Origin of the sequence: uncultured Ruminococcus sp., assembly GCF_947301925.1 — a bacterium.
In the GTDB taxonomy this organism is placed as follows: Bacteria; Bacillota; Clostridia; order Oscillospirales; family Ruminococcaceae; genus Ruminococcus.
This window is the reverse complement of the sequence record NZ_CAMYUE010000011.1, coordinates 24,991-47,325: the sequence shown is the minus strand read 5'-3', so window position 1 is coordinate 47,325 and position 22,335 is coordinate 24,991. Positions and strand designations below refer to the sequence as shown.

The following is a 22,335-nucleotide window of genomic DNA, read 5'->3' as shown; positions in this document are numbered from 1 at the left end:
TAATAACAGGGAGCTTCTGAAATGACTACTGTTGAAGGCATCGTCCTTAAAGAACGTCCTGTGGGAGAACAGGACAAATTCATAGATATACTCACAGGAGAGAGCGGAGTTCTCGAGGTTTCCGTGAAAGGTGCAAGAAAGATCAGCGGAAAATCGGGGAGCTCTACTCAGCTTCTGGCTTATTCTCGGTTCTGCATAGACAAAAGAGGCAGCTATATGTACCTCAACAGTGCAGAGCCGATACATATTTTTTACGGCCTGCGCGATTCTCTCAGCAAGATCTCACTGGCCTCGTATTTTGCGGAGGTCATGCGCTTCTGCATAAAGCCCGAGGCTCAGAACGGCGATATCATGCGGCTGATGCTGAACTGCCTCCACTACCTTGAAACGGGAGAGCGAGGTGAGCGCTTCCTGAAGGCTCTCTTTGAGCTGAGACTTATGTCGGAGATAGGATATATGCCCGATATTGTCGCCTGCAGGAGCTGCGGAGTTTTTGAGCCCCCGGAGCTTTTCTTCTGTATCCCCGACGGCGGCTTTTACTGTGCGGACTGCTTCGACGGCAGCAGCACAGACGACTATATGAAGATAAAGCTGCCTGTGCTCAGCGCAGTGCGGCACATAGTGCTGACGGATTTCGGCAGGCTGTTCAACTTCCGCGTGTCCGAGGACACACAGGAAAGGCTTTCGGCTCTGGCGGAGTCCTATATGCTCACCCATCTGGAGCGGAGCTTCGGCACTCTGGATTTTTACAAATCTATTCAGTGATCAGCAGGGCGGCGTTCCCTGCGAATTGTTATAAAGAGGAAAAAATGGATAAATATTTGAAAACACTTGAACTGGACAAGATACTTGAAATGCTGGCGGAGCTCACCTCCAACGAGGAGACCCGGCGCATGGCATTGGCGGTGCGTCCCGACAACGACCTTGAAAGAGTGCGCTATGAGTGTCTCAAGACCTCTCAGGCGCTGTCTCTTTCGGTGCAGTTCGGAACTCCGCCTTTCAGCAATTTCAAGGACATAAGCTCCGTTGCCGCAAGAGCGGCCTCGGGAGCCGTCATATCCCTCCGCGACCTGCTGGACATAGCGGCTATGCTGCGCCAGATAAAGGCTCTTGCGGACTGGTATGCACACTGCGAGAACGTGGAGACGGAGCTCAGCTACCTCTTTTCAAGGCTCCAGCCCAATGACTGGCTGCTGGAAAAGCTGGAACGCTCCATCATCTCCGATAACGAGATAGCCGACGCCGCCAGCCCCGAGCTTGCTGCCATACGCCGCAAGATAAACCGCGCAGGTATGCAGCTCCGCGAAACTCTCGACAAGATGATAAAGAACAAGACCACCCAGCAGTACCTTCAGGAGAGCAATGTCACCATTCGTGACGGGCGCTTCGTGCTTCCCGTCAAATCCGAGTACCGCAGTCAGGTCAGCGGTCTTGTACACGACACCTCCGCCACGGGTCAGACCATATTCATCGAGCCCATGGCCATAGTGGAGGCCAATAACGATATCCGTATTCTGGAGGGCAAGGAGCAGGAGGAGATTGAGCGCATCATACGCCAGCTCTGCCGCGACTGCGGAGACTATGCGGAGGTGCTTTCCGAGAACTACAAGGTCTGCACTGAGCTGAACCTCTACTTTGCCAAGTCTAATCTGGCGGCGAAGCTGCGCTGCTCGCTGCCTGCCATAACCGACGACGGAAAAATGCACCTGAAAAAGGCTCGCCACCCCCTTATCGACAGGAACAAGGCGGTTCCCGTGGATATCAGTCTGGGGGAGGACTATCAGGCGCTGATAATCACGGGTCCCAATACCGGCGGTAAGACCGTATCCCTGAAAACCGCGGGACTTCTTGCAGCCATGACTATGTGCGGCCTGCTCATACCCGTTGCCGACGGCAGCAGTATCTCCGTATACGACCATATCCTTGCGGATATCGGCGACAGCCAGAGCATTGAGCAGAATCTTTCCACCTTCTCCTCACATACCAACAAGGTCATCGAGATACTCAGCACCGCCGACGAAAAGTCTCTGGTGCTCCTTGACGAGCTGGGCTCGGGCACAGACCCCGTTGAGGGCGCGGCTCTTGCCATAGCCATAATCCGCAGACTTATGGAAAACGGCGCAAAGATAATGGTGACTACCCACTATCAGGAGCTGAAGGTGTTCGCTATAGACAGTGCAGGAGTGGAGAACGCCTCCTGCGAGTTCGATATAGAGACCCTTCGTCCCACATACAGGCTCATAGTGGGCTCTCCCGGAAAGTCCAACGCCTTTGCCATATCCGAGAGCCTCGGTATGCCATCGGATATCATCGAGGACGCAAAGTCAAGGGTCAGCGAGGCAAATACCCGTCTCGAGGAGGTCATCGGCAAGCTTGAGGCAAGCCGCATAGAGCTGGAAAGGAAAAGGGACGATATCTCCCGCCTGAGAGCTCAGACCGCAGAGCACGAGGAGGCTATCCGCAAGGAGCGCGAGGCTATTGAGGCTGCCAAGGCCGACGAGCTGGAAAAGGCAAGGCTCCGCGCTATGACCATAATCGAGCAGACAAAGGCGGAGTCCAACGAGCTCATCGACGAGCTGGAAAAGCTCCGCAAGGAAAAGGACAAGAAGGACTTCAGCGCCAATGTGTCGGGCATGAAATCAAAGACAAAGCAGAGCTTCAACAAGATGTACGATACCGCAAATCCCGTGGAGAAGCGGGATCCCAACGAGGGCTACGTCCTGCCGAGAAAGCTCCGCCGCGGAGATACGGTCTATGTGGTGGATCTCCAGCGCAAGGGCATCGTTTCGGGCGAACCCGACGGCAGCGATTTCGTATACGTCCAGATGGGCGTCATGAAGACCAAGATGAACATATCCCGTCTCAGACTTGAGGAGACGGAGAAGGTCACAGTGGGCAGCAAGTCCCTGAGACCTAACCGCAAAATGAACAAGATAGGCGTAAAGGCGGAACGCAGAGGCAAAATGGAGCTGGATATCCGCGGCTGCGCCTGCGACGACGGAGTTTACCAGCTTGACGCATTCATAGATCAGGCGGTAATGTCCAATATATCAACAGTCACTATTATACACGGCAAGGGTACGGGACTTCTCAGACAGGCAGTACACAGACGCCTGAAGTCTCACCCATCGGTAAAGAGCTTCCGTCTCGGTCTCTTCGGTGAGGGCGAAGACGGAGTTACAGTGGCAGAGCTGAAATAACAGGCCGCTCAGTGCGGCGGAAGGGGGCGCACAGTGAAGAAACGCAGGACCATAGCCGTTGTGGCGGCAGATGTTTTCAATGATTACATGAACGATATATTCACGGGCATTTCCGAACAGTGCAGAGCCCTCGGCTATGACGCCGTAACCTTTCTGCTGGCCTTCAATATGGACAGCGGAAGCCTTATACAGCAGGGTGAGGAGAATATCTTCACCCTCATACGCAAGAACGTCATCGACGGAGTTATCCTCATGGCAGGTAATATCGCCAGCCAGAACCTTGTGGAGAAGTTCCGCAAGGTGTTCTCGGAATGGGATATACCTGTGGTGGCAGTGGATTACGACCTTGATTTCTGCGAGAGCATCTATGCCGAGGATACCAGGCTCTTTGCGGATATGACAGATCATCTCATCGAGAAGCACGGGTGCAGGCATATCATGTGCCTGACAGGCCCCGAGGGGAATACTCCCGCCATGTCAAGGCTGAAGGGCTACAGAGCCTCTATGGAGAGACACGGTCTTGAAGTAAGGGACGATGATATAGTCTACGGCGATTTCTGGAAGATAGACTCACAGAAGCTGGCCAAGGCCTTCATAGACGGCACCAGAGAGCTTCCGGACGCAGTGGTCTGTGCAAATGACGTCATGGCAAGACATCTCTGCGATTCAGCGGTAAAGGGCGGCATAAAGGTGCCGCAGCAGCTGAAGATAACGGGCTATGACGCCGCTCATGAGGCTGTCATGGAGATACCGTCGCTGGCAACTATAAGTCCCGCCAACGGCAGAATGGGTGCAAGAGCAGTATGCAGACTCCACTCCATGATAACAGGCGAGGAGGCTGAGATAGTTCCTGCCCTCGGCAGCGGCGAGCTGGTCTTCGCCAAGAGCTGCGGCTGCGGCAGCAATGTCAGCTACGCCCTTGCAAAGCGCGAGGACTACCACAACAGGACCGAACGTTATGACAATTACTACAACAGAAGCGGTATGCTCGAAAGGCTTATGGAGGAGAAGAACCTTGACGGGCTGCTCCGCAAGCTCAACGGCTTCATATATACCATAAACGGCCTCGATACCTATATGCTGTGCCTGTGCAAGAACTGGGACAACGTGGAGGAAGAGGACAATGACTATATCCGCGAGGGCTATGCGCCAACCATGGAAGCGCGTTTCATATATGCGGACGGTCGCGCGGAGTTCCCCATAAGGGAATTCCCCTCGGAGGATATCCTCCCCGATTTCACAGAGGATATCTGCGGCGAGCCCTCCATGTACTTCCTGCTGCCCGTACACTTCATGGACCGCTGCTTCGGATATTCCGTGTTCAGGTTCAGCGATGTCCGCAAGGCGGTGAGCAGCATATTCGCCCAGTGGAACAGGAATATCAGCATATCACTGGAATTTCTCCGCGTGCGTACCAAGCTCACCAGCATAAACCAGAGGATATTCATGAGCTCTATCCGTGACACCCTGACGGGTATCTACAACAGAAAGGGCTTCAACAGGCTGTCCGAGAGCATCTTCGTAAGGGCAAGGGACGAGAGAAGGCCCCTGTTCGTGATGATGGCCGATCTGGATCAGCTGAAGATGATAAACGATAATTTCGGCCATATCGAGGGCGATAACGCCATAACCGTGGCTGCAAACGCTCTTCAGAGCAGCTGCGAGCTCAATGAAGTCTGCGCCCGTATAGGCGGAGACGAGTTCGCAATAATAGGCTGCGGAGATTACTCCGACGAGCAGATAACCGAGCATATGGAGTATGTCCGCAGCTACTTTGACAGATATAACGCCGGTTCGGGAAAGAAGTACGAGGCAGGCCTGAGTCTCGGATATTATCTGGGCGTACCAGATGAGGGCACTGAGCTGGAAAAATACATTGATATCGCCGACGAGATGATGTACGCCGACAAGGTACGCAGGAGAAAGCTCAGGGATAACTGAGATGACGGTATATTTCAATAATATATGTGTCAAGTATTGACAAAACAGGCAAAACATGATAAAATAAAATGAATTGCAAAAGAAGCTTCGGTTTCAGAGCAAGACTATTGACCACTCCCTTCGGAGTTGAGGCCATACGGACAGCCGGGTCAAATGCCGACCGCCGATAATTCGGCTGGCAACTTCTGTTGCCTTATTGATTCGACTGTATGTCGATAAAGTTTTTATAAGTTCTCATCAGCTTGTGAAAGGTCAATAAGAGTAGTAAAAGGTAGTACTTGCTTGTATAGACTCTGAAACCATTTGTGAAGTCTCTGCGCTGAAAGCATAGGTATTTCATGCACACAACGGCTGATAAGGCCTTTGTGTGCATTTTTTGTTTGAAGGTGTGGTTTTATGGAGAATAAGCTTAAACTCTACGGATTCAATAACCTTACGAAGTCTCTGAGCTTCAATATATACGATGTCTGTTATGCCAAGACGGCACGCTCGCAGCAGGAGTACATCGCCTATGTCGACGAGCAGTACAACTCCGAGCGTATAACCGATATCATGACCCATGTCACGGAGATGATAGGCGCACAGGTGCTGAGTATGTCCCGTCAGGACTACGATCCCCAGGGAGCCTCCGCTACCTTCCTTATCGCGGACGATACTATGGTGCCCGCAGGCGGCAGCGAGACCGTGGCTCACCTTGACAAGAGCCATGTCACCGTACACACCTACCCCGAGTTCCATCCCGATACCAGCATCGCCACCTTCCGTGTGGATATCGACGTTGCCACCTGCGGAAAGATAACTCCGCTGACAGCTCTCGATTACCTCATCGGAAGCTTCGATTCCGATATCATCACCATGGATTACAGGGTAAGGGGCTTTACCCGCAATCTCAGCGGCGAAAAGCTCTTCATCGACCACGATATCACCTCCATACAGAACTACATCGACGACAAGATACTGGATAAGTACGACGCCGTGGACATAAACGTCTATCAGGCGAATATGTTCCATACAAAGATGCTCATAAAGGAGCTTGACCTTCAGAATTACCTGTTCAACACAGATGTGAACGAGCTCCCGCCGCGGCGCAGGCTTGAGATAACCAACGCCCTGCAGCGGGAGATGATAGAAATATTCAGCGGAAGGAACGTGTTCGGAAATGGCTGACCTTTCCCAGACCAGTGCGCCCATATATGAAGCACTGAGAAGATTCCGCCGCATGAGGGTAGTTCCCTTTGACGTCCCGGGACATAAAAGGGGACGGGGCAACATGGAGCTCACCGAGTTTCTCGGCGAGGACTGCATGAACGTTGACGTCAATTCCATGAAGCCCCTGGACAACCTCTGCCACCCCGTATCCGTCATCAAGGACGCGGAGGAGCTGGCTGCGGAGGCCTTCGGCGCCGCAAATGCCTTCTTCATGGTGGGAGGCACCACCTCTGCGGTACAGAGCATGATAATGTACGCCTGCAAGGAGGGCGACAAGATAATCATGCCCAGAAACGTCCACAGGAGCGCTATCAACGCTCTTATCATAACGGGAGCCGTTCCCGTATACGTCAATCCCGACGTGAACCGCAAGCTGGGCATAGCACTGGGTATGTCCGTGGCTCAGGTGGAACAGGCTATACTGGACAATCCCGACGCCAAGGCCATAATGGTCAACAATCCCACATACTACGGCATATGCTCCGACCTGAAAAGGATAACGGAGCTTGCTCACGCCCACGGTATGCTGGTGCTTGTGGACGAGGCTCACGGCACACACTTCTACTTCGGCGATAACTTCCCCGTGACTGCCATGGCGGCAGGGGCGGACTGCGCCTCGGTAAGTATGCACAAGTCGGGAGGAAGCCTTACACAGAGCTCATTCCTGCTTCTGGGAAAGGCCATCAACGCTGATTATATGCGTCAGGTGATAAATCTGACCCAGACCACCAGCGCCTCGTATCTGCTGCTGTCAAGTCTGGATATATCGAGAAAGCGTCTTGCCCTGGGCGGCAGGGAGATATTCGCCCAGACCGTGGAGATGGCTGAGTACGCCCGCTCCGAGATAAACGAGATAGGCGGATATTATGCCTATTCCAAGGAGCTGGTCAACGGCGACAGTATCTACGACTTTGACGTGTCGAAGCTGAGTATATACACCCTGCCTATCGGGCTTGCAGGAATAGAGGTCTATGACCTCCTCCGCGACGAGTACGATATACAGATAGAGTTCGGCGATATCGGCAACGTACTGGCCTATATCTCCGTAGGCGACAGAAAGCGGGATATCGAGCGGCTTATAAGCGCTCTTGCCGAGATAAAGCGCCGCTTCGGAAAGAGCGGTGCGGATATGCTGACACAGGAGTACATCAGCCCCGTGATAGCGGAGACTCCGCGTAAGGCATTCTACGCCGAGAAGCGCTCCCTGCCCCTTGATGAGGCGGCAGGAGAGGTGTGCAGCGAGTTCGTAATGTGCTATCCTCCCGGTATACCCATACTGGCCCCCGGAGAGCTCATCACTGCGGAGATAATAGAATACATAAAGTATGCCAAGGAAAAGGGCTGCCAGATGACGGGAACCGAGGATATAAACATCGAAAGGCTCAACGTTCTGGACTTTTAAGAAAAAACGCAGGATCATTTCTGCAAACACTATATTTTTTTATTTAAGGAAGGTTTAAAAACATGAACATGAAGAAGATCGGGATCACTATGAATATACTTATGGGCGTTACGCTCAGCTTCTTTCTCTCGCTGATGGGCAATCTGACAGCAGAGGGCGGCTTCAAGCCCGTGGCATTTCTTGCAAGCTTTGCAGTCAGCACCATCATCAGCCTTATCATAGGCTTTGTGATACCCATGAGAAAGCTGGAGACAGGAGCGGTAAAGGCCATGGGCCTCAAGGAGCGCAGCCTCCCTGCAAATCTTATTTCCGCACTTATCTCCGACCTTATCTACACGCCTGTTATCACACTTGCTATGATAGCTCTCGCAAGGAAGATGGCAATGAAGATGAGCAACGGTCACGCAGATCTTCCGCCCTTTGGCGTAATGTTTGTGAAATCGCTTATCATAAGCCTTATCGTGGCTTATATCATCATACTCATAGCGACACCCGTATATCTTAAACTGGTCATGAAGAAGAACGGCGCAGCAGGTCCTCCCGCAGGCGGCCCTCCTGCCGGCAGGAAGTAATTATCAGTTTTCTGAAGGCTGAAGGCCTGAAAGGAGATCTATTATGGAATTATGGTTCACGGAGAGACATACTCCCAATGTAAAGTTTTCAATAAAGGTCGATCATCAGCTCTACAGCGGAAACAGCGAATTCCAGCGCATAGACGTGTTCGACTCAAAGGAATTCGGACGCTTCCTCACCCTTGACGGCTATATGATGCTGACGGAAAAGGACGAGTTCATATATCACGAGATGATAACCCATGTGCCTATGGCCGTACATCCCAACCCGAAGAACATACTTGTTATCGGCGCAGGAGACGGCGGAGTCGTCCGCGAGCTCACACGCTATCCCTCTGTGGAGAGCATAGACCTTGTGGAGATAGACGAGCTGGTGGTGGAGGTTTGCAGGAAGTTCCTGCCCACTACTGCCTGCCGCTTCGACGATCCGAGAGTCCATGTGTACTACGAGGACGGCGTCAAGTTCATACGCCGCTGCGAGGATCAGTACGACGTTATCATCGTAGATTCCACCGACCCCTTCGGCCCCGGCGAGGGACTCTTCACCAAGGAGTTCTACGGAAGCTGCTTCAAGGCGCTCCGGGACGACGGCATCATGGTAAATCAGCACGAAAGCCCCTTCTATGACGAGGACGCCGCTGCAATGCAGCGCTCCCACAAGCGCATAGTTGAGAGCTTCCCCATAAGCAAGGTCTATCAGGCGCATATCCCCACCTATCCGTCGGGACACTGGCTTTTCGGCTTTGCGTCAAAGAAATACCACCCCACCAACGATTACAACGGCACAAAATGGAGTATGCTGGGCATAAAGACCCGCTACTACAACCCGAGGCTCCATACGGGAGCTTTTGCCCTGCCGTGTTATGTAGAGGAGCTTCTCAGAGATGTTGAATAAGAATATACAGACCTTCATCGCCTGTGACAGCGAGTATGAGGACGCGAAGATAGTCCTCTTCGGAGCAGGCTTTGACGGCACCACCAGCTTCCGTCCGGGTACCAGGTTCGCACCCTCTGCTATCAGGAACGAGAGCTTCGGCATAGAGACCTACAGTCCCTATCAGAACAAGGATATGACGGACTACGGCTATTTCGACAGCGGCGACCTTGAGCTGCCCTTCGGAAACACCCGGGGAGCCATAGCCGATATCTCGGGCCGCGCCGCTCAGATACTGTCCGACGGCAAGCTGCCCTTCATGATAGGCGGCGAGCATCTTGTGACCCTCGGCTCTGTCATGGCTGTAAAGGATAAGTATGAGGAGCTGTACATCGTACACTTCGACGCTCACGCCGATCTCAGGGACGACTATCTCGGTCAGCAGCTGTCCCATGCCTGCGTACTGAGACGCTGCCACGGGCTTGTGGGCGACGGACATATATTCCAGTTCGGTATCAGAAGCGGCGACCGCGAGGAGTTCCGCTTCGCCGACGAGCATACGGAAATGCATAAATTCAGCTTTGAGGGCCTTGAGGAGACCGTGGAAAAGCTCAGGGGAAAGAAGGTATACTTCACCCTTGATCTTGACGTCCTTGATCCCTCCGTATTCCCCGGAACGGGAACTCCGGAGGCAGGGGGAGTCACATTTGACGAGCTGAGAAAGGCTGTGACTCTGGTGTGCAGCAAGCTGGATATAGTGGGCTGCGACGTGAACGAGCTCAGTCCCGTATACGACCAGAGCGGCGTTTCCACAGCGGTAGCCTGCAAGATCATAAGGGAAATGCTGCTGGCGCTTTCATAAGTGAAGCAGCTGCTGCGGCAGGATAAAGGGATTTCCTGCGCAGTACGATTTTACAGGGGGGAATGAAAATGAACAATAAAAGCAGCAGAAAAACTGTAATAGTAATATGCTCTGTGATAAGTGTGCTGATAATAATTGGAACAGCATTGGCTATAATACCATTCGTTCTGTTCAACAATATTGCGGACAAGTCCATGTCCGTCATTGATAACAGTTCGCACGACATCACTGTAAAAGCAGAGATAGCCGAGAACCTGACCCGTCAGGACGAAGACGGCAATACCGTGTATACTCCCGTATACGAGTATGAATACAAAGGGAAGAAATACCGTGTGACGTCGGATATCGGCTCTATCCGCAAGAAGTATGATCAGGGAGACAAGGTGGAGATAATGATCTCGGCCAGCTTCCCGGGGAATATGTGGGATCCTGCCTACAACTCCGCCACAGCTTTCAGAAAGGCGCAGAGCGGTATGTCAAAGGTCATGCTGCTGATGATTCTGGTGCCTGCGGCGGTGATACTGATTATAGTGATAGCAGTGACGGTTTTGATACTGAAGAGCATGAAGAAGAATGAGCCTGTATACGACGGCGGCTCTCAGGAGGAGTACACCGATCCCAACGACGATTACAGAGGTTGAATGATATGAGATTTAACTATCACAAAGAGTTCGGAAAAAGTAATTACAGAAATGCGGACCTTGATGAAAGGGACGAAATTGAACAGTTAATGCAGCTGTCGGCTCCCGATCGGAAAAAGGCCATGGGGTGTTTGATGTCGGTTGCTATTGCTATCTCGCTGCCCATTATCCTCATAGGCATTTTTATAATCAAAAGCGGGTTCAGGCGTATCGACGAGCTGAATATCAAAAAACAGCAGTGTACTCAGCGCGTCAATTCCATTGTTGAGGAGATAAAAACCGAAAAAATAAAGGAAGAAGATTCGGATGGATACAGTCATGAAAATACTTATTACAGACCCGTTTTGAAATATGAGTTTCAGGGACGTGAATATCATAAAAACGGAATGCGTTATTCTACCAGGCATTATAATATCGGCGACCTTATTGAGACATATGTAGACCCTGCTGATCCTGAACATGTGTATATACCTGTTTTTGAGGAAAAAAGTTCTTCATCGCCGAAAGCTATCTTTTTTGGCGGTTCGATATTTCTGATTTTAGGACTGCTTATTCCTATATCGTCTTTTATAGCATATAAACGCAAGGGATTGATATAGTATAATGGATCTCGGGTGATAACTATGAATATATTCAGAGCGCGTAACGATTCGGGACTTGCGGAAATACGTCTCAGATATCTCCGCGAGGACTTCCCCGATATGACAGAGGCGGAGGAGGAACGCATAAAGGCAGGTCTGCCGCGCTATTATGCGGAGCACCTGAACATTGACTTCTTTGCCTATATTGCAGAGGACGAAGGCAGGATAGTGGGCTCGGCCTTCCTTGCGGTAAGGGAGCTCCCGCCTAATCCAAGCTTTCCCAACGGCAGGGTGGGAACGGTGCTCAACGTCTATACCGAGGCGAGCAAGCGCAGACAGGGTATCGCCACAGCTCTCATGGAGCTCCTTATCGCGGACGCAAAGACCATGGAGCTTGACTACATCGAGCTTAAAGCCACCAAGGACGGCTATCCGCTGTACAGGAAGCTTGGCTTTGAAAAGAGCGTTTCTCCCTTCACTCCCATGAAGCTTATGCTGAGATAAGCGGCAGGGCACGGGGCGATGCAGAACTTTATCATAAAACTGAATGAGTCTTTGGATATATAGCTTAACTGACAAGGGGGCGAAAAGCTGTGAATCTGATGTTTGCTGTTATCATAATGGGTGCATTTGTTGTAATAGGAGTGCTTTACCTTTTCGGTATGATAATCAAGAGACTGAAGTGCAGCGAAGAGGTAGAGGCGACGGTTGCAGAGCTGATACCCAATAACGACTCTGACTCAGGGCGCACTTATTATCCCGTCTTCACATACAGGTATGAAGGTGTGGACTACAGAGTAAAAAGCAATTTCAGCTCCTGGTTTATAAAACTGAGCGAGGGACAGCAGGTCACGCTCTTTATAGACCCTGACAAGCCCGGGAGAATATGGTTCCCCAGGGAGACCATACACAAGGTCATAACCATTGTGTGCTTTATTGCTTCAAGCGCATTGATAATGATGGGATTCTATCTGTCATATAAAAAAGGACAATAATATATTAAAGATACGGAGGAATAAAAAATGGGAAAATGTATGATAATCGGCTGCGGAGGAGTTGCTTCCGTTGCTATCCACAAGTGCTGCCAGAACAGCGAGGTATTTGAGGGCATAATGATAGCCAGCCGTACCAAGTCCAAGTGCGACGCGCTGAAGGAAAAGCTCCAGCCCACCACAAAGACAGTTATCGAGACCGCACAGGTGAATGCCGATAACGTTGACGAGCTGGTGGCTCTCATCAACAGCTACAAGCCCGATGTGGTGCTGAATCTGGCGCTGCCTTATCAGGATCTCACAATCATGGACGCTTGTCTGGCTACAAAGACTCATTACGTTGACACAGCCAACTATGAGCCCCTTGATACCGCTAAATTCGAGTACAAGTGGCAGTGGGCATACCGCGAGAGGTTCGAGCAGGCAGGTATCACAGCCCTTCTCGGAAGCGGCTTCGACCCCGGTGTTACGGGAGTATTCTCCGCTTACGCCATGAAGCATGAGTTCGACGAGATAAACTACATCGACATTCTCGACTGCAACGGCGGCGATCACGGCTATCCCTTCGCTACAAACTTCAACCCCGAGATCAATATCCGCGAGGTTTCCGCCAAGGGCAGCTACATCGAGGACGGCAAGTGGGTTGAGACAGAGCCCATGGAGATCAAGCGCGTTTACAACTTCAAGGGCGTGGGCGAAAAGGATATGTACCTCCTCCACCACGAGGAGCTGGAGTCCCTTGCACTCAATATCAAGGGCATCAAGCGTATCCGCTTCTTCATGACCTTCGGCCAGAGCTATCTCACACATCTCAAGTGCCTTGAGAACGTGGGCATGACCTCTATCGAGCCTATCATGTATGAGGGCAAGGAGATAGTACCTCTCCAGTTCCTGAAGGCTGTACTTCCGGATCCTGCTTCACTTGGTCCGAGAACAGTTGGCAAGACCAATATCGGCTGTATCTTCCGCGGCAAGAAGGACGGCAAGGACAAGAACTACTACCTCTACAACATCTGCGATCACCAGGAGTGCTACAGGGAAGTGGGCTCCCAGGCCATCTCCTATACCACAGGCGTTCCCGCTATGATAGGCGCTATGATGATAATGACAGACACCTGGAAGAAGGCAGGCGTTTACAATATCGAGGAATTCGATCCCGATCCCTTTATGGAGGCTCTCAACAAGTGGGGACTTCCCTGGGAGGAGGACTTCGATCCGGTGCTGGTCGACTGATTTGAGCATAAAAAGGGTCATAGTCTTTACGCTTTTTGCGTTTTACGTCATTTCGGCAGCCTTTATGCTGTTCCTTATGAGAGAAAGCCTGTGGGGCGTATGCTCCTACGGTGAATACTTCCGTGAGAACACCAACTTCGTGCCCTTCCGCACGGTGGCGGAGTTCGCAGGCTATCTCCGCAGCAATGACGACATCTACGGCGATATCTCCGCAGAGAATATCTTCGGGAACATCATCGCATTTCTGCCCATAGGCGTGTTTTTTCCCGCAATATGGAAGAAGCAGCGCAGGTTCGGCTCCTTTGCCCTGACTGCGGCTGCGGTGATAATAAGCGTGGAGATCATACAGTTCATAACAATGCGCGGCGCCTGCGACATCGACGATTTTATACTGAATTTTTTCGGCGCTGTCATCGGTTTTTCACTTTCAAGGCTTACAATAGTAAAAAAGCTGGCATATGTCGGCGAAGAATAGAAAACAGGAGGAAAGAAAAATGGATTTTTTCAAGAGTTTAAAGAAGATAGTGGCAGTAGCTGCTGCAACAACTATGCTGGTACTCACAGGCTGCGGCAAGAACGCAGGCAATGAGGGCGGCAGCAAGGAGAGCAAACCTGCCGAAAAGGCTGCCGGAAACACTATCGTTATCACCCTTAACACCAAGGAAGCTCCCTTAACCTGCGAGAACTTTGAAAAGCTGGTAAAGGAGGGCTTCTATGACGGCCTTACCTTCCACCGTGTAGTTGACGACTTCATGGCACAGGGCGGCGACCCTCTCGGCACAGGCATGGGCGGCAGCGATGAGACCATCAAGGGCGAGTTTTCACAGAACGGCGTTGAGAACAATCTCTCTCACCAGAGAGGCGTTGTATCAATGGCAAGAAGCATGGATCCCGACAGCGCTTCCAGCCAGTTCTTCATCTGCTATACAGACTGCTCATTCCTTGACGGACAGTATGCCGCATTCGGTACCGTTACCCAGGGTATGGAGATAGTTGATGACTTCCTGAAGGTACCCCGTTCAATGGGCGGCGACGGAGCTGTTTCATCTCCCGACACACCTATAAAGATGAAAAAGGTGGAGATGATCGATCCCGATGCAGACGGTTCACCCAGAGTTCAGATCACAATGGACGACTTCCTTAAATAAGCAAAATGTTTGATGTAAAAAAAGTGCCGACTCCCTGCTACATAGTGGACGAGCCGGCGCTTATCCGTAATCTGGAGATACTCCGCGGCGTTTCCGAAAGGACGGGCGCGAAGATACTCCTTGCACAGAAGGCTTTCTCATGCTATCATCTATATCCCATGATAGGGCAGTACCTTGCAGGTACGGCCTGCAGCGGTCTCTTTGAGGCAAGACTGGGATATGAGGAGATGGGCGAGGAAAACCATGTTTTCTCGGCGGCTTACCGCGAGAGCGAGATAGACGAGATAATATCATACTGCGGACATATCATATTCAATTCCTTCTCTCAGCTGGACAGGTATCGCAGCCGCGTTCTGGCGGCAGGGAAGAAGATAGGTCTGCGCATAAACCCCCAGTGCTCCACTCAGGAGGGGCATGAGATATACGACCCCTGCTCGCCGAAGTCCAGGCTCGGCATTACGCGGAAAAACTTCCGCGCCGACGATCTTGACGGCGTAACGGGACTGCACTTCCACACCCTCTGCGAGCAGAACTCCGACGATCTGGAGAAAACTCTTGATGCCATAGAGGAGAAGTTCGGGGATATACTGCCCCGCATGGAGTGGATAAACTTCGGCGGCGGTCATCACATAACCCGTGAGGACTACGATATACCGCGGCTGGAACGCTGCATACGCCGTATGCAGGAGAAGTACGGGCTGGAAGTCTTTCTGGAGCCCGGCGAGGCTGTAGCCCTCAATGCGGGCTGGCTGGTGACGGAGGTCCTCGACCTTACGGAGAACGATATGCCCATGGCTATCCTTGACACCTCGGCAGCCTGCCATATGCCCGATGTGCTGGAAATGCCCTACCGTCCGCCTCTTGTTGGTTCGGGCGAAAAGGGGGAGAAGAAGTTCAGCTACCGTCTGGGCTCCCAGACCTGCCTTGCAGGGGACATGATAGGAGAGTATTCCTTCGACGAGCTGCTGCATATCGGTGACAGGCTGGTGTTCGGCGATATGGCCATATACTCCATGGTGAAGAACAACACCTTCAACGGTATGCCCCTGCCTGCCATACTGCTTCTGAAAAGTGACGGCAGCTTCGAGACGCTGCGAAGCTTCGGATACAGCGATTTTAAGGAGAGACTGTGATGACAAATATCTACTTTGTGCGCCATGCACAGCCCGATTATACCTGCCTTAATGCGGAGCTCCGCCCCCTTACCGCGGAGGGACAGAGAGATACCGCAAAGGTTGTGGAGGCAATGAAGGAAATACACCTTGACTATGCAATATCCAGTCCATATAAGCGCAGCTATGACACCATAAAGCAGGCTGCCGCGGAGCACGGTCTTACAATTGATACCGATATAAGGCTGCGGGAGCGCCTGAACGGCAAGAGCAGCAATAACATGGAGATGTTCCGCAAACGCTGGGCAGACCTGAGCTTTTCCGAAAGCGACGGCGAGTGTCTGAAGTCCGTAATGGACAGAAATATTGCTGCCGTGAATGATATCCTTGACGCTCACAGGGACGAGAATATAATGGTGGGAACTCACGGAACGGCGCTTAGCACCATACTCCATTATTATGACAGCAGCTTTGGTCTGGACGGATTTCTGCGGCTGATAGACTTCATGCCCTATATAATAAGGCTCGGCTTTGAGGGCAGGGAATGTGTCGAAAAAGAGGAGATACTCATAGTAGCCAAGGAATTCAAGGGCGGAAAGAATCATTAAAAGCAAAAGGACAGCAAAAGCTGTCCTTTTTTTATTTTAAAGCATATATATTTGCAGGGACGGCCAATGGCCGTCCGCAACGTGAATATACCTGTAGGGGCGATGCCTGCATCGTCCCGTGCGGCCTTTTGTCTTTATAGGCGGGCGGATGATATCCGCCCCTACAATGTGATAATTTGCGACGGATATGCGCTGTAAGCGAGTTTACCAGCGACAACGTGGCAAGGGTGCAGCGTCACGCTGCTAATTTTGATTTACAGGAATATGTATTTCAGCACGAAAAGTACCGCAAGAATGTACATGATAGGATTGATCTCCTTGCGCTTGCCGCATACGAGGTTTATAACAACGTAGGAGATAACGCCGATGGCGATACCCTCGGATATGCTGTAGAAAAGGGGCATTGCTATCACGCAGAGATATGCGGGGACAGCCGAGGTGTAGTTCTTTTCGTCCACCTTTATCTCGGACACCGTGCTGAACATGAGGAAGCCCACAAGTATCAGGGCGGGAGCTGTTGCAAATGCGGGTATAGCAATGAATATGGGCGCCAGCAGCATTGAGAAAAGGAAGAGCACCGCCGTTGTCAGAGCAGTAAGACCTGTTCTGCCGCCTGCCGCAGCACCTGCGGAGGACTCAACGAATGTGGTGGTGGTAGATGTGCCGAGGACGGCGCCTGCCGTGGTAGCTACGGCGTCAGCCATGAGAGCGGGCCTTATTGCGGGGAGCTTGCCTTCCTTGTCCAGCAGGCCTGCCTTTGTGCTTACGCCGATAAGAGTTCCCAGAGTGTCGAAAAGGTCAACAAAGAGGAATGAGAATATAATAACGATGAAGTTGAATACTCCCACAGCGTCAAAATCCACATTGAAGCACTGACCGAAGGTCTCGCCCAGCTTTGAGAAGTCTGTCATGCGGAAGGAGGGGATAAGAGTAAAGAATTCCGCCTCGGGATCGGGGACGTATATACCTGTGAGCTCGCAGATTATGCCAAGTCCCCAGGTGGCGAATATACCTATGAGTATAGAGCCCTTCACCTTTTTGATGTAGAGTATGGCCATGACGAGAAGTCCCACAAGGGCGAGCAGAGCGCATATGCCTGTTGTGCTGAAGTCCTCGCGGAAGTTGACGAGAGTAACGAGGGTAGCGGAGTCAACGGCCAGACCTGCGTTCTGGAGACCGATAAATGCAATGAACAGGCCTATTCCCACTGATACCGCCCGTTTCAGCGAAAGGGGGATCGCGTCGAATATGGCCTCCCTGACCTTTGTGAGGGAGAGTATTATGAAGATTATACCCTCGATGAATACCGCAAGGAGAGCAACCTGCCATGGGTAGCCAAGGTTCCCGCAGACTGTGTATGCCATGTATGCGTTGAGTCCCATGCCTGCGGACAGGGCAAAGGGCAGATTAGCCATAAAGGCCATGCACATGGTGCCTATGAATGAAGCCAGACAGGTCGCCAGAAGCACGGCTGTGCTGTCCATGCCCGTAGTTGACAGCACGTTGGGGTTTACGGCAAGGATATAGGCCATAGTCATGAAGGTGGTGATACCTGCTGCGATCTCGGTCTTAACATTGGTGTTGCGCTCCCTGAGCTTGAATATCTTCTCAAACACTGTCCTCACCTCATTCCTCAAATTCTGCTATATACGGGAGATTTCTGTAGAATTCGCCGTAGTCCAGACCATAGCCTATAACGAAGTAATCGGGAATGGTGAAGAGGGAATAGTCCGCCTTCAACTCCACCACACGGCGGTCGGGCTTGTCCAGAAGAGTGATGACATGGAGGGAGAGAGGATCTCTTACCTTCAGTATCTTGATGATCTCATTGAGAGTACGTCCGGTATCTATGATATCCTCGACTATAACTACATGATAGCCGCTGATATCGTGTTTCAGATCCATGGTGATCTCAACGTGTCCCGAGGACTGTGTGCCCTCGAAGTAGCTTTTTGCGGCCATGAAGGCTATCTCGCAGGGGACCGTCACCTCGCGGCAGAGGTCCGCCATGAATATGAAGGAGCCCTTCAGTATGCTCACCAGCAGTACAGGCTTGCCGTCGTAGATGGAGTTTATCATAGCTCCTGCCTTTTTCAGCTGCTCACGTATCTCCTCCTGAGAGATTATAACGCGTTTGATCTTGCTTTTCCATTCTTCTGTGCTGTCGAATTTCATGAATCTTCCTCCATTTGTTGTTATTACGGAAATAATATTCCATTATAATTATACCATTTTGTGGAACATTGTCAATAACCAAAGCGACAGGTGCTCCAACAGTCTGTTTTAAGCCGCAGATTAAATTATCGCCATACTTCTGAAAAATAGCCAAAGGGAAGAAACTGTCGTTGTATAAATACATAAATCTGACTGCGAATCGCAGGTTTTTATTTACATTTACAGAGAAACATGATATAATTATGGTGTATAGGTGCATATTCTGCGGTTTCTCTTTCCCTGTGTGATACCCCGGAACTGCACCGCCATATTCAGGCAGCTCCGCCTTAGGCAGCGGACTGCATCGTTACGAAAAGGAGTAAAAGCAATGGTTAGCAGAACAAAAAAGCAGATCATGCAGCTGGTGGCTCTTGTATCGGCTCTTGCGGTATTCTTATCGGCACTGGTGACGGTACCGCCCATGAGAGCGGCTGCGGCCGGCACGGATCTGTATGTAGGCTATGCGGGCAGGAGCAACAACTTCTCAACGGTCCAGGAGGCTGTTGACAGGGCTGCAAGCCTCAATCCCTCATCAGAACAGAGCCGTGTGACTATTCATATCGCTCCCGGAACCTACCGCCAGCAGGTAATAGTTCAGACTCCGTACATCACCTTTGTGAACGACGAGCCCGAAAACGGCGACGCAGTTCTCACATGGTACTACGGTATCGGCTATAAGTATTACAGCGCCAATTCCAAGGGCTACTATGACGCAAATCTGGCGAATGCAAAGAGCGGCAAGAACGTGGCCAATCACCGCTGGGGCGCAACAGTGCAGCTCTGGCCGAAGGCTACCAACTTCAAGGCAAGGAATATAGTTTTCGAGAATTCCTTCAACCGCTACATCACTCAGGAGGAGCTCAATGACGGTGTTGAGCTGGTAGGCGATACCTCCGTTACCAAGATCACTCAGGTGAGAAACAACTGGACAGACGCAAAGTCCAAGGCAGCTACGGAGCGTGCGGCAGCTCTCTCCGTGGATACAGGCTATGCGGAGTTCCTGAACTGTAAGTTCCTGTCAAGTCAGGATACCTTATACACAGGCGGCTCGCCCCAGTATTACAAGAACTGCCTCATAGAGGGACAGACAGACTACATCTTTGGCGGCAGCAATGCAGTTTTTGACAGCTGCGAGCTTCGCTGGAAGGGCTACAGCAGCGGCTCTGTAGGCGGATATATCACCGCCGCAAGAGAGCAGGGAAGTCCCTACACGGGCTATCTCTTCAAGGACTGCAAGGTAACTGCAAATCCCGAGCTCACTGTATCCGCAGGCTATCTGGGCAGACCATGGGGACAGACCGCAAAGGTGCTTTTCGTGAATACCACCCTCCAGAACAGCAATATGATAACAGCGGCAGGCTGGACTTCCATGAGCGGCGTTCAGCCCGAGAGCGTTGACGGCTTCAAGGAGAACGGCACCAAGCTCTCCAACGGACAGAGAGTAGATCTCTCCCAGAGAAAGGGACATACTGTTTCCGACAGCGACGCCGCAAACATCAGTATCACAAGCTATATGAACAACTGGACTCCCACCTTCCTCAGCGGCGAGCAGCCCTATGAGCAGCCCTCCGGCAATATCGAGGGAGCGATCAAGACCTGCGGCGGCTGGTTCGAGGAGGCCTTCGTGGAGTTCGACAGTTCAAAGCTGGGAAACAATGTCAAAGTAAGCTATGCACAGTCGGGCAGCTCCGAGTATACTGCTGTTGACGGGCAGCTCATACGCGGCACAAGAGTGGATATCCCCGGACTCAAGGGCAATACAGAATACAATATCAGCCTTACGGGCTCCAACGGTTCAGCCTCCTGCAAGATCAAGACTATGGCCTTTGACCGCAGCGGCTATGCTCACTGGAACAGCTCCGAGGGAGTAGGCGCCTATAATAACGACGGTACGCTGAAATCGGGCGTTACAGTCATATACGTCACCAATGACAACAAGGACACCATATCCTACGGCGGCAAGACGGGTCTGTTCAATATCTTCGCCTCCGAGCCCTCCAATGTGGACTTCAGGCTCATCGGCACCATCGACGTTCCCGGCGGTGCAAAGGCCAACGACGGCCAGCAGAATGACGGCTCAAATATGCTCTACATGAAGGGCGGCAAAAATGTCACCGTAGAGGGCATAGGCACAGACGCAAACCTCAATAAATGGGGCTTTGACATGAAGCACAGCACAAGCTGCGAGGTAAGGAACCTCTGGCTGGGACAGTATCCCGATGACGGTATATCCGTTTCGGGCGGCAGCTCCTCAAAGTCCTCATGCATATGGATACACAATAACACCATAGAGAAGGGCTACAACGCCTACGCAGGCAACGGCATCGTAGACGACGACAAGGCAGACGGCGACGGCTCCACCGATCTGAAGTGGGCGGAAAATGTCACCGTGTCCTACAACATATACAAGGACTGCCACAAGACCTCGCTGGTGGGCGGTGCTGCAAGCCACGAGCAGGACTGGATAACCTATCACCACAACTGGTTCAACAATACGGAGTCTAGAAATCCCCGTGCAAGAAACGCTCACGTTCACAGCTACAATAACTACTTCTACAATAACAAGCAGTACGGTATCGGAGCTTCCTACAATTCAAAGGTTTTCTCCGAGAACAACTACTACGAGAACACAAATCTGCCTCTTGACGCTGTGAATATGGGCAGCGACGCATATTCTGGAACTATCAAGTCCTTCGGCGACAAGTTCGTGAGCTGCAATATGGGCAGCGGACTGGCCTATCAGATAGTGAACTCCAGAAACGACAAGGCCTATATCAACAATCTCAAGGGCGGCGGAGACAGCTATGACAACTTCGATACAGACAGCTCGAAGATATACGGCAGCTACAGCGTGACCTCAGCAGACGCGGCCAAGTCCGACATTACGGCCTATGCGGGACGTATGCAGAGCAAGGCCTACAATGCAGGAACAGTCACCGAGGGCGGCGATCAGCCTCCCGTGATCGAGGAATACCTGAAGAGCAGGCTCATAAGCCGTCTTGAAGTAAAGGACGCAAGCTACGGCGCACAATGGTCCATAGCTGAAAGCTTCAGTATAGGCGACAAGGCTTTCGGAGACCGTGAGCACGTTATCGCTTCCGTTCCCGGGGATATCATGGACAGCGAGCACATTATCACAGCCTGCAACTCAAAGAATACCGACTCCGATCTTGCTGTTCTGACAGCAGGAGCAGATATAATAGTATTTGTTGCCCTGGATCAGAGAGTTACGAATCCTCCCTCATGGCTCAACGACTTCGCCAGACAGTATGATGTAATAACCATAAACGACAGCGAGGCAGAGAGGCCCTTTGAGCTTTATGCCAAGGTGGTATACTGCGGACAAACAGTTACTCTCGGCACAAATGGTATGAGCGGAGCCTGCATGAACTATACGGCTTTTGTCAAGGAGTATCCTCATGTTATCCCGATTACCACCACAACATCAACTGTCACAACTACTACCACAACAACTACTGCACCTGTTCCTACAGGCATGGCAGGAGATACCAACTGTGACGGCAAGGTGGAGCTTGCCGACGCTCTGCTGATAATGCAGGCGCTGGCAAATCCCAACAAGTACGGTATCGGCGGAACATATGAGAAGTGCCTGACGGAGGAGGGCAAGAACAACGGCGACGTTGACAGGTCCGTAGTGGGACTTACCTCCAACGATGCCCTTCGCATACAGGAGTACCTGCTGCATAAGGTAGATACGCTATGATGAAAAAGGCTGCTCAGAGATG

General features: G+C 51.6%; 20 protein-coding genes. 18 read left to right on the top strand and 2 right to left on the bottom strand.

The window, feature by feature from the left end; translation table 11 throughout:
* The first annotated feature begins 21 nt into the window (after positions 1–21).
* The 17 genes from recO (at position 22) to Q0Y65_RS11640 (ending at position 16,375) form a co-directional block, all read left to right on the top strand.
* A complete protein-coding gene (gene recO, locus Q0Y65_RS11720) occupies positions 22–765 on the top strand; it encodes a DNA repair protein RecO (protein ID WP_297959978.1) in 744 nt (247 codons plus the stop codon).
* A gap of 44 nt (positions 766–809) precedes the next feature.
* Positions 810–3,200: an endonuclease MutS2 gene (locus Q0Y65_RS11715; RefSeq protein ID WP_297959976.1), complete on the top strand. Its 2,391-nt coding sequence runs from the start codon at positions 810–812 to the stop codon at positions 3,198–3,200.
* Between the two features lie 33 nt (positions 3,201–3,233).
* Positions 3,234–5,141, top strand: coding sequence for a GGDEF domain-containing protein (locus Q0Y65_RS11710; RefSeq protein WP_297959974.1), 1,908 nt, complete (start codon positions 3,234–3,236; stop codon positions 5,139–5,141).
* A 396-nt stretch (positions 5,142–5,537) separates the two neighbouring features.
* Positions 5,538–6,308: an adenosylmethionine decarboxylase gene (speD, locus tag Q0Y65_RS11705; RefSeq protein WP_297959972.1), complete on the top strand. Its 771-nt coding sequence runs from the start codon at positions 5,538–5,540 to the stop codon at positions 6,306–6,308.
* Positions 6,301–7,752 carry an aminotransferase class I/II-fold pyridoxal phosphate-dependent enzyme gene (locus Q0Y65_RS11700; RefSeq protein WP_297959970.1) on the top strand — a complete coding sequence of 484 codons (1,452 nt, stop codon included), beginning with the start codon at positions 6,301–6,303 and terminating at the stop codon, positions 7,750–7,752. The genes speD and Q0Y65_RS11700 overlap by 8 nt, the downstream gene beginning before the upstream one ends.
* Positions 7,753–7,814: 62 nt before the next feature.
* Positions 7,815–8,324, top strand: a complete 510-nt coding sequence (locus Q0Y65_RS11695) for a hypothetical protein (protein ID WP_297959968.1) — start codon at positions 7,815–7,817, stop codon at positions 8,322–8,324.
* Positions 8,325–8,367: 43 nt separating this feature from the next.
* Positions 8,368–9,219, top strand: a complete 852-nt coding sequence (speE, locus tag Q0Y65_RS11690; RefSeq protein ID WP_297959966.1) for a polyamine aminopropyltransferase — start codon at positions 8,368–8,370, stop codon at positions 9,217–9,219.
* Positions 9,209–10,060, top strand: coding sequence for an agmatinase (gene speB, locus Q0Y65_RS11685; RefSeq protein WP_297959964.1), 852 nt, complete (start codon positions 9,209–9,211; stop codon positions 10,058–10,060). Before speE ends, speB begins: the two co-directional genes overlap by 11 nt.
* A 68-nt stretch (positions 10,061–10,128) precedes the next feature.
* Positions 10,129–10,701: a DUF3592 domain-containing protein gene (locus Q0Y65_RS11680; RefSeq protein WP_297959962.1), complete on the top strand. Its 573-nt coding sequence runs from the start codon at positions 10,129–10,131 to the stop codon at positions 10,699–10,701.
* A 5-nt stretch (positions 10,702–10,706) separates the two neighbouring features.
* On the top strand, positions 10,707–11,300 hold the full coding sequence (locus Q0Y65_RS11675; protein WP_297959960.1) for a DUF3592 domain-containing protein: 594 nt from the start codon (positions 10,707–10,709) through the stop codon (positions 11,298–11,300).
* Positions 11,301–11,324: 24 nt separating this feature from the next.
* Complete coding sequence (locus Q0Y65_RS11670) at positions 11,325–11,786, top strand: GNAT family N-acetyltransferase (protein ID WP_297959958.1); 462 nt, start codon at positions 11,325–11,327, stop codon at positions 11,784–11,786.
* Positions 11,787–11,884: 98 nt separating this feature from the next.
* Positions 11,885–12,277 carry a DUF3592 domain-containing protein gene (locus tag Q0Y65_RS11665; protein ID WP_297960076.1) on the top strand — a complete coding sequence of 131 codons (393 nt, stop codon included), beginning with the start codon at positions 11,885–11,887 and terminating at the stop codon, positions 12,275–12,277.
* A gap of 27 nt (positions 12,278–12,304) precedes the next feature.
* Positions 12,305–13,507 carry a saccharopine dehydrogenase family protein gene (locus tag Q0Y65_RS11660; RefSeq protein WP_297959956.1) on the top strand — a complete coding sequence of 401 codons (1,203 nt, stop codon included), beginning with the start codon at positions 12,305–12,307 and terminating at the stop codon, positions 13,505–13,507.
* Position 13,508: 1 nt separating this feature from the next.
* Positions 13,509–13,982, top strand: coding sequence for a VanZ family protein (locus Q0Y65_RS11655; protein WP_297959954.1), 474 nt, complete (start codon positions 13,509–13,511; stop codon positions 13,980–13,982).
* A gap of 19 nt (positions 13,983–14,001) precedes the next feature.
* Positions 14,002–14,655 (top strand): peptidylprolyl isomerase, encoded by a 654-nt coding sequence (locus tag Q0Y65_RS11650; RefSeq protein WP_297959952.1) that lies wholly within the window; start codon positions 14,002–14,004, stop codon positions 14,653–14,655.
* 5 nt (positions 14,656–14,660) lie between these two features.
* Positions 14,661–15,788 carry a carboxynorspermidine decarboxylase gene (gene nspC, locus Q0Y65_RS11645; protein WP_297959951.1) on the top strand — a complete coding sequence of 376 codons (1,128 nt, stop codon included), beginning with the start codon at positions 14,661–14,663 and terminating at the stop codon, positions 15,786–15,788.
* Positions 15,788–16,375: a histidine phosphatase family protein gene (locus tag Q0Y65_RS11640; RefSeq protein WP_297959949.1), complete on the top strand. Its 588-nt coding sequence runs from the start codon at positions 15,788–15,790 to the stop codon at positions 16,373–16,375. Before nspC ends, Q0Y65_RS11640 begins: the two co-directional genes overlap by 1 nt.
* Before the next feature lie 254 nt (positions 16,376–16,629).
* On the opposite strand, the gene Q0Y65_RS11635 is transcribed toward Q0Y65_RS11640, so the two are convergent.
* Positions 16,630–17,991: an NCS2 family permease gene (locus tag Q0Y65_RS11635; RefSeq protein ID WP_297959947.1), complete on the bottom strand. Its 1,362-nt coding sequence runs from the start codon at positions 17,989–17,991 to the stop codon at positions 16,630–16,632.
* A gap of 10 nt (positions 17,992–18,001) precedes the next feature.
* Entirely contained in the window at positions 18,002–18,550 is a 549-nt protein-coding gene (hpt, locus tag Q0Y65_RS11630) for a hypoxanthine phosphoribosyltransferase (protein ID WP_297959945.1), read from the bottom strand.
* Positions 18,551–18,917: 367 nt separating this feature from the next.
* Between hpt and Q0Y65_RS11625 the strand changes: the two genes are divergently transcribed.
* Positions 18,918–22,313: a pectinesterase family protein gene (locus tag Q0Y65_RS11625; RefSeq protein ID WP_297959943.1), complete on the top strand. Its 3,396-nt coding sequence runs from the start codon at positions 18,918–18,920 to the stop codon at positions 22,311–22,313.
* Positions 22,314–22,335 lie beyond the last annotated feature (22 nt).